Source organism: Streptomyces sp. NPDC008092, assembly GCF_042957285.1.
GTDB lineage: Bacteria > Actinomycetota > Actinomycetes > Streptomycetales > Streptomycetaceae > Streptomyces.
This window is the reverse complement of sequence record NZ_JBIBHY010000004.1, coordinates 43,486-51,657: the sequence shown is the minus strand read 5'-3', so window position 1 is coordinate 51,657 and position 8,172 is coordinate 43,486. Positions and strand designations below refer to the sequence as shown.

The 8,172-nt window shown below is 64.3% G+C and carries 5 protein-coding genes; all 5 read left to right on the top strand.

Annotation, left to right across the window (positions count from 1 at the left end; all coding sequences use genetic code 11):
- Positions 1–128: 128 nt before the first annotated feature.
- On the top strand, positions 129–455 hold the full coding sequence (locus ACFZB3_RS13285) for a hypothetical protein (RefSeq protein ID WP_391374213.1): 327 nt from the start codon (positions 129–131) through the stop codon (positions 453–455).
- Positions 456–460: 5 nt separating this feature from the next.
- The gene (locus tag ACFZB3_RS13280; protein WP_391374210.1) at positions 461–1,291 is read left to right on the top strand and encodes a hypothetical protein; all 831 of its coding nucleotides are present in this window, start codon (positions 461–463) and stop codon (positions 1,289–1,291) included.
- 395 nt (positions 1,292–1,686) lie between these two features.
- On the top strand, positions 1,687–3,666 hold the full coding sequence (locus ACFZB3_RS13275; protein ID WP_391374208.1) for an N-6 DNA methylase: 1,980 nt from the start codon (positions 1,687–1,689) through the stop codon (positions 3,664–3,666).
- Entirely contained in the window at positions 3,663–4,934 is a 1,272-nt protein-coding gene (locus tag ACFZB3_RS13270) for a restriction endonuclease subunit S (protein ID WP_391374205.1), read from the top strand. The genes ACFZB3_RS13275 and ACFZB3_RS13270 overlap by 4 nt, the downstream gene beginning before the upstream one ends.
- 3 nt (positions 4,935–4,937) lie before the next feature.
- Positions 4,938–8,042 carry a DEAD/DEAH box helicase family protein gene (locus ACFZB3_RS13265; protein WP_391374203.1) on the top strand — a complete coding sequence of 1,035 codons (3,105 nt, stop codon included), beginning with the start codon at positions 4,938–4,940 and terminating at the stop codon, positions 8,040–8,042.
- The last annotated feature ends 130 nt before the right edge of the window (positions 8,043–8,172 follow it).

Below are 8,172 nucleotides of genomic sequence, written 5' to 3'. Positions count from 1 at the left end.
GCCCGCCAAGGCTCCGAGGCGACGCACCGCGAAGGCTGCCGGCGCAGGTGCGTAGGTAGCGGCCCATCACCGGTGAGGCTCGGCACCGTGACGGTGCCGAGCCTCACCTCGTACGACAGGAGCATCTGATGGACATCGCTGTACGGGCCTGGCTGCTGGCTCAGCTTGGCCCCACCACGGACACCGCCGACCTGGACGCACGCTACGCGCGCCTATCTTCCGTTCGCGCCGTCGCCAACGAGGTCCTGGCCGAGCGGCGCGCGAAGCTGCTTGCCGACCCGCTCCGCATGACTGTGGACGGCGTGGTCACCATCGACCAGAGCAACAACCTCGCGGGGCTCGAACGCCAGATCACCACGCTCGTGGACTTGGTCGCACCGGATGAACTGGCTGACGGTGAGGAAAGCACAGACCTCGTGACCGCGCCGCTGCTGCGCGCTCGCCGGGGCCGGTAGCCCGCATGCCGCACGAGTGGCCACCGCTGGTGCCCGGAGAGCCGGACGAGATCGCGCGCCGTGTCGCGGCCGTACTTGAAGACGCCTGGCAACGCCTCGCCGACCAACAGCGCGCCGTCCTCGCTCAGTTCGCCGACAACCCGAGGACTCCGCACACCGCGGCGACGCTGGAGGAGTTCAAGCAGGCGATCAGTGCCTTCCGCCAACGCGTCGACCAGGAGGCCCGGCAGTTCGTCCAACGGCAACTGCCGTTTTTGTACGCCGCTGGCGCTCAGACCGCAGCCGAGGCCCTCGACGTGACCTTCACCTGGACCACCTTCCACCGCGACGCCCTACAGTCGCTCGCGGCCGACTCCTACGCCGACTTCCTGCACCGCTCCCAGGAGGCCGAGCGAATGGCGAACCGGTTCTATCGGGCGGCACGAGAGGCAGCCCGTCGAGAGGTCCCACTACTTGCTGCGGGCAACATGACGGCGAAGCAAGCCGCGAAGAATCTGTCGGCCAGACTCGCCGCCGAGCACAAGCTGACCCACGTCGTCTACCGCAACGGCGCTCGCGTCCCGGTGCGTGCCTGGGCCGAGGCCGCCACCCTGGCCAAGTCGGCCGTCGCCTACAACGCCGGTACCCTCAACCGAAGCCGCCAGGCGGGCGTCACGATGGTCGAGGTCTTCGACGGCCCCGACTGTGGCTGGACCACCCATCAAGACACCGACAAGGCCAATCGCACAGTGCGCACTGTCGAAGAGGCGGCCGAGTGGCCGATCTCCCATCCACGCTGTCGGCGTGGATTCGGGCCGCGTCCGGACACTACGGAGAGCCCAGGACCCGGTCTCTGATGGAGGCCTTTACATGCCGAGGGGTGTTGAGTCAGCCGTTCCGACTCTGCCTCGGCGCGGTCCCTATGCGGGTCGATCCGCCGTCTGTGCAGCACCGCCGATCACGCGCGCGCAGTCCGACTGCAAGACCGTGAACATGATCCAGGATTGTCGCTCCTGCGGCCAGCCCGACACAGCGGGCTCCGGCCGGCGGAGAGTGCCCCGTGCACTGCAGGTCCCCGCGCGCCAGGCACTATGGCACTCAGCGCGACGGGAACAATACGCACCGCACGTACGATTAAACTTTCCGCCCAAATCGGGCATCGCCCCCGGAGTGCCGTCGATTGTCGGTGGCACCATCTACATTTTCGTCTGTGGACCAGCACTGTCACTGGTCAGTAGGAAGGACAACTAGAGTGGTCGACCTGAAGAAGGACGTCTGGGCCATCGCGGACACCCTGCGCGGTGTCTATGCCCGCAACAAGGCGGGCGACGTCATCCTGCCCATGACGATCCTGCGCCGCCTGGAGTGCGTCATGGCACCCCACCGCGCCCAGGTTGCCGCGATCATCGCCCAGCAGCCGAACGAGACGCTGCGCGTGAAGATGATCAAGTCTTTCACTGGCGGTGTGAAGTTCTACAACACGACGAAGCACACCCTGGCCTCGGTGTACGACTCGGGCGACGACATGGCCGATAACCTGCTGGACTATGTGCGCGGGTTCAGCAGTGACATCGACGTCTTCGCGAACTTCCACCTGCCCCAGCACATCGAACGGATGAGGAAGGGCGGCATCCTCGCCACGATCGTCCGCCAGTTCCGCGATCTCGACCTGTCGCCCAAGGCCGTGCCGAACTCCAAGATGGGTGAGCTGTTCGAGCACCTCATCTATATGGACTTTGAGTCGTCCAACGCTGAGTCCGGTGACCACTACACTCCGCGTGACGCGATCAACCTGCTTGTCGACTTGCTGTTCGCCGAGGACGACAACGCGCTGTCCGGGGACGCCATCCGCAGCATTTACGACCCCACCGTCGGTACCGGTGGCATGCTCAGCGTGGCGGAGGAGCACCTGCACCGCATGAACCCGGACGCCGAGCTCCTCCTGTACGGGCAAGAGCTGCGTTCTGAGTCCTACGCCATGTGCCGCTCCGACATGCTCGCCAAGGGCCAGAACCCCCAGAACATCGTGCTGGGCAATACCCTGACCAAGGACCTGTTCCCAGACGACAGGTTTAACTACATCCTCTCCAACCCGCCCTACGGCGTGGACTGGAAGAACATTGCCGAGGATGTGGAGAAGGAGCACAAGAGGGGCTTCAGTGGTCGCTTCGGGGCTGGCCTGCCCCCGACCTCCGACGGCGCCCTGCTGTTCGTCCAACACGCCATCGCCAAGATGAACCTCGCTGACAGCCGGGACGGCGGCGCCCGTGCTGGCATCGTCCTGAACGGCTCCCCGCTGTTCTCCGGCGGCGCCGGGGGCGGCTCCAGCAACATCCGAGGGTGGCTGCTGGAGAACGACTTGATCGAAGCCATCGTCGCGCTGCCGAACGACATGTTCTACAACACCGGCATTCCCACGTACCTGTGGATCTTCGACAACAACAAGCGCCCCGAGCGCAAGGGCAAGGTGCAGCTCATCGACGCCACCGCCCTGGGCGCCCAGATGGACAAGTCCCTAGGCTCCAAGCGCGTCAAGATCAACGACGCCGCCCGTGAGCGCGTGCTCCAGCAGTACGCGGACATGGAGTCCTCGGACACGTCCAAGATCTTCGGCAACCTCGACTTCGCCTTCTGGCAGATCACCGTCGAGCGGCCTATGCGGCGGAACTTCGAGACCACACCTGAACGGGTCGCCCTCGTCGCTGAGCACAAGACCCTAGGCAACATCGACGGCCTCATCGACGCCCTGAACTCCTTCAACGGGGGCCAGTACCTCAACCGCGAGGACTTCCTCAACGACCTGGGCAAGCACCTTGGTTCCCGCAGCATCAGCTTGACCTCCGCGCAGCGCAAGGCCCTGTGGCAGACCCTCGGCGAGCGAGACGAGAACGCCGACATCTGCCGTTTCCAGTCCGGCAAGAACAAGGGGGAGCCGGAGCCCGACGTTCCACTCCGCGATACCGAGATTGTCCCCTTCGGCTGGAATGGGCACCCCAAGAGGCACGACGCCAAGGACGTCATCATCAAGGCGTACTTCAACGCGGAGGTCAAGCCGCACATCGAGGACGCCTGGATCGACCACACCAAGACCAAGGTGGGCTACGAGATCCCCTTCACCCTCCACTTCTACAAGTACGTGCCCCCGCCCACCCTCGCTGAGATCGACGCCGCCCTCGACGAGTCCCTGCAGGAGATCCTTGGCCTGCTGCACAAGGTGGAGGCAAGCAAGTGAGCACCCCTCTTCCCTGGGGAGACACCCAGCCGCCGTGGACGATCGGTAAGGTCAAGCACCTGGGGAGCGTCACTCTCGGCAAGATGCTCCAGGCAAGAGACACAGGCCAAGACGTCCTTGCTCCGTACATGAGGGCGGCCAACGTCCAGCCTGACGGCGTCCTTGCTTTGGACGACGTGAAGGAAATGTGGTTCTCGCCCTCTGAACTGGGCGACCTCACCCTTCGGCAGGGTGACGTGGTCGTGGTCGAGGGCGGGCAGGGGGGCTTCGGACGTGCCGCGTACGTCGGTGAAGACCTCGACGGCTGGGGGTTCCAGAACTCGATCAACCGTGTCCGGTCGAAAACTGGTAATAATGGGCGATTCCTTGCGTATTACCTGATCGCCCTGCGCGCCACCGGGTACCTCCGGAGGTACTGCAACGTCGTTTCCATGCCGCACCTGACGGCCGAGAAGCTGGCCGCTATTCCTCTCCCGCTTCCCTCTGGTCCTGAGCAATGCGCCATCGCTGATCACCTGGATCGCGAGACCGCAGAGATCGACAGGCTCATTGCCGCGCTGGAGCGGTTCATTGGACAGCTGCAGGAACGACGTCAAGCTGTCGTGGAGCATGAGCTTGCGGAGGTCGTGCCGGCGGCGGCCGGCACACGGCTGAAGCACCTGGTGCGGTCTGTTCGACAGGGGTGGAGCCCGCAGTGCTTTCCCTGGCCTGCGGATGGAGTCCAGACCTGGGCAGTCCTGAAAGCTGGGGCGGCCAACCGCGGGGTCTTCCGCCCGGAAGAGAACAAAGAACTCCCCGAAGACCTGGAGCCGCGTCCGTCGACCGTGGTGCGGCGCGGTGATCTCGTGGTCTCCCGAGCCAACACCCGTAACCTTGTCGGTAGCGCGGCAGTAGTGTGCGGGGATTACCCGCGGCTCATGCTGAGCGACAAGCTCTACGCTCTCGCGCTCGACGAGTCCAAGGCGTTGCCCCGGTATGTCGCTCACCTGATGGCCAGCCGCCGAGTCAGGGATTTGATCGAGATGGCCGCGTCTGGCGCGAGCTCTTCGATGCTGAACATCAGTAGGGACGACATCGTGAACCTTCCGATGAATGTTCCTGACCCCGCTGAACAGCGTCACATCCTCAAGCACCTCGACGAGGAAACAGCGGAGATCGACATCCTGATCACGAAGACGCAGCGGCACATCGAGCTCGTCAGGAAGCGCCGTAGCGCGCTCATTACTGCGGCCGTGACCGGCCAGATCGACATCCCCGAGGAGGCCTGAGCCGTGGTGGACCTGACCTACGAGTCGGAGTTCGAGCAGCGCATCTGCGAATACCTGGCAGCCCACGGATGGGAGTACTCCCCGAACGGGGAGGGGTACGACGCCGAACGTGCCCTGTTCCCAGAGGACGTGTTCGATTGGTTCAAGGACCTGGACCCGCAGGCATGGAAGCGCAGCATCGGTTCCGGCCCGCGGGCAGACTCGGCGAAGGAGGCTCTGCTGGACCTGATCGTGCAGCTGCGCTCCACCCCGCTGGACAACAGGGGCGGTGGCCCTGGCGGGACCCTGCAGTTGCTGCGCTCGGAAGTCCCTGTGGGGCTGCGTGACGAGCTGAAGATGGTCCAGTGGCGCCCGGCGGACCCGACGAACGCCACCCGCATGGCCGCTTACGACAAGGTGCGCCTGCGGATCATGCGGCAGGTGCACTACTCGCGGCAGAAGCCTCACGACAGTATCGACCTGGTCGCGTTCATCAATGGCGTCCCGGTGGCTACCTTCGAGCTGAAGACCAACTTCAAGCAGTCCATCGACGCCGCCGTCAAGCAATACGCCCAGGACCGCAACCCCAAGGGAGAGCCGCTGCTGGCGTTCGGTACCGGGGCGCTGGTGCACTTCGTGGTCACCGAGTCCGAGGTCCGCATGACCACGCATCTCGACGGTGAGAACACCTACTTCCTGCCGTTCAACCAGGGCAATAACGGCGGCGCGGGCAACCCGGTCAACGAGCATGGGCCAGCCACCGCGTACCTGTGGGAGCAGGTTATGGCCCGCAATACGTGGCTGGACATCTTCGGGTCCATGCTATTCGTGGACGTCAAGACCACCACGAACGCGATCACGCGTGAGCGCAAGACCTCCACCAACGTCATATTCCCGCGCTTCCACCAATGGCAGGCCGTCTCACGGATGGTCGGGCAGGTCGAGGCTGAGAGCGTGGGGGGACGGTTTTTGATCCAGCACTCAGCCGGGTCGGGCAAGACGAACACGATCGGATGGACAGCGCACCGCCTGTCGAACCTGCACGACGACAGTGGTCGCAAGGTCTTCGACACGGTAGTGGTGATCACCGACCGAATGGTGCTGGACGACCAGATGCAGCGGGCGGTCCTGCAGATCGAGGGCAAGCCGGATTACGTCTACAACGTTGACAGGAGGGCCCGCACCGACCAGGGCTCCAAGTCACGTGCGTTGCTCAAGGCCCTACAGGACCGTCGCCGCATCGTAGTCGTGACCATCCAGACCTTCCCGGCCGTACTCAAGCTTCTGTCGCAGGACGACTCGCTGGCCGGGCACCGGTTCGCGGTCATCGCGGACGAGGCGCACTCCTCACAGGCCGGTGCCACGGCCAAGAAGGTGCGGCAGGTATTGCGCGCCGGCGGTCAGGAAGTCGACGAGGGCACGGAAGTCGACGCCGAGGACACCATCAATGTATTTGCCGACGCCCCGACCCCGAACGTGTCGTTCTTCGCGTTCACCGCCACCCCCAAGCCCAAGACCATCGAGCTGTTCGGGCGCCGCGAGACGTCCGACGCCAAGCCGTCCGCGTTCGACGTGTACTCGATGAAGCAGGCCATCCAGGAGGGGTTCATCCTGGACGTCCTGCCGCGCTACCAGAACTACGGGACGATTTACCAGATCGCCGAGGCGATCAAGAAGAACGGTGTCAACGTCTCCGCTGCTGACGAGGACAACCTGGTCGAGAAGATCGAGGCAGCAAAGGCCCTTAAGAGGTTCGTACGCCTGCACCCGACGAACATCGCCCAAAAGGTCGAGATTATCGTCGAGCACTTCCGCGCCAACGTGGCCAGCATGCTTGGCGGCCACGCCAAGGCCATGATCGTGACCTCGGAACGCAAGCACGCGCTGCGGTACAAGCTGGCGATCGACAAGTACATTAAGTCCAAGGGTTACGACCTCGGCACCCTGGTCGCCTTCTCCGGCACCCTGGACGACCCGGAGTCCGGCATCCACGACGAGGTCTCCGAAGCCAAGATGAACCCGGGAGCTGGCCCGGACCTGGCCGAGGCGTTCGCCGAGCCGAACTACCGCGTCATGATAGCCGCGGACAAATTCCAGACCGGGTTCGACCAGCCCCTGCTGTGCGCGATGTACGTCGACAAGCGCCTGGACAACATTCAGGCGGTGCAGACCCTCTCCCGCCTGAACCGCACCTTCCGATCAGGCAACCTGGTCAAGGACCGCGTCTTCATCCTGGACTTCGTCAACGAGCCCAAGGACATCCAGGCGGAGTTCGCAAAGTATTACGAAGAAGCAGAGATCGAGACCGAGACCAACCCGAACCAGCTGCACGTGCTGGCGGTGGGGCTGCGCACCTTCGGTATCTTCGACACGCAGGACGTGGCCCAGTTCGTCCAGGGCGCCCAGGACGGTGACCGCAATGCCATCACCGCAGCAATGAGCCGGGCGCAGGACCGGTTCGCCCAGGCATGGGACCAGGCGCAGGACGACGAGGACACTCAGGCCGTGGAGCGGCTAGAGCAGTTCCGGAAGAATGTCTCCTCGTTCGTGCGACTGTACGACTTTCTGTCCCAGGTGTACGACTACTCTGGCTCCCCGCTGGAAGACCTGTGTGCGTTCTGCCGTGAACTGGCCCAGTGGATCAAGGCCGAGCGGACGCACGACGAGATCGACATTTCAAGCGCCCGGCTTGTCGCCATTGAACAGAAGGACAAGGGCGTCACGAATGCCTCGGTCACCGAGAGGGGCGACAAGCTGACCGGGCCGAGCGCGCTGGGCACAGCCAAGGTGAAGGACCCTGAGATGGTCCCGCTACTGGAGGTCATCGACACCCTCAACACCCTGTTCGACGACCTATCGGAGTCTGCCGTCGCCGGACTGATGGCTCTTGTTATCAAGGCGGCCAAGTCGGATGAGGTGCTGAGGTCGCGGGCCCTGGAGAACAGCCTGGAGAACTTCCTGAAGTCCGAGAAGGTCCGCGACCGGATCCTCGACACTCTGCTCGCTGCCCCCGGGGAACTTGGAAGAGTAGTGGCCGAGGTCGTCGGTGATGGCAAGGGCCTGGACAGCATCATCGCCGGCGCCTTCCACGGTGTGCGTCTGGACGCCGAGCAGGAGGAGGCCGACTGATGGCATCGCGCAGGAACTCCGTGTGCAGGTGCTGTTCGAGCAGGCTGTTGCAGCCTCCACCGCGGTCATCACCCCGACGTTCGAACCGGGTGTTGAAGCCCCGCCTCGCAGCTGGGGCAGCTGCTACTGC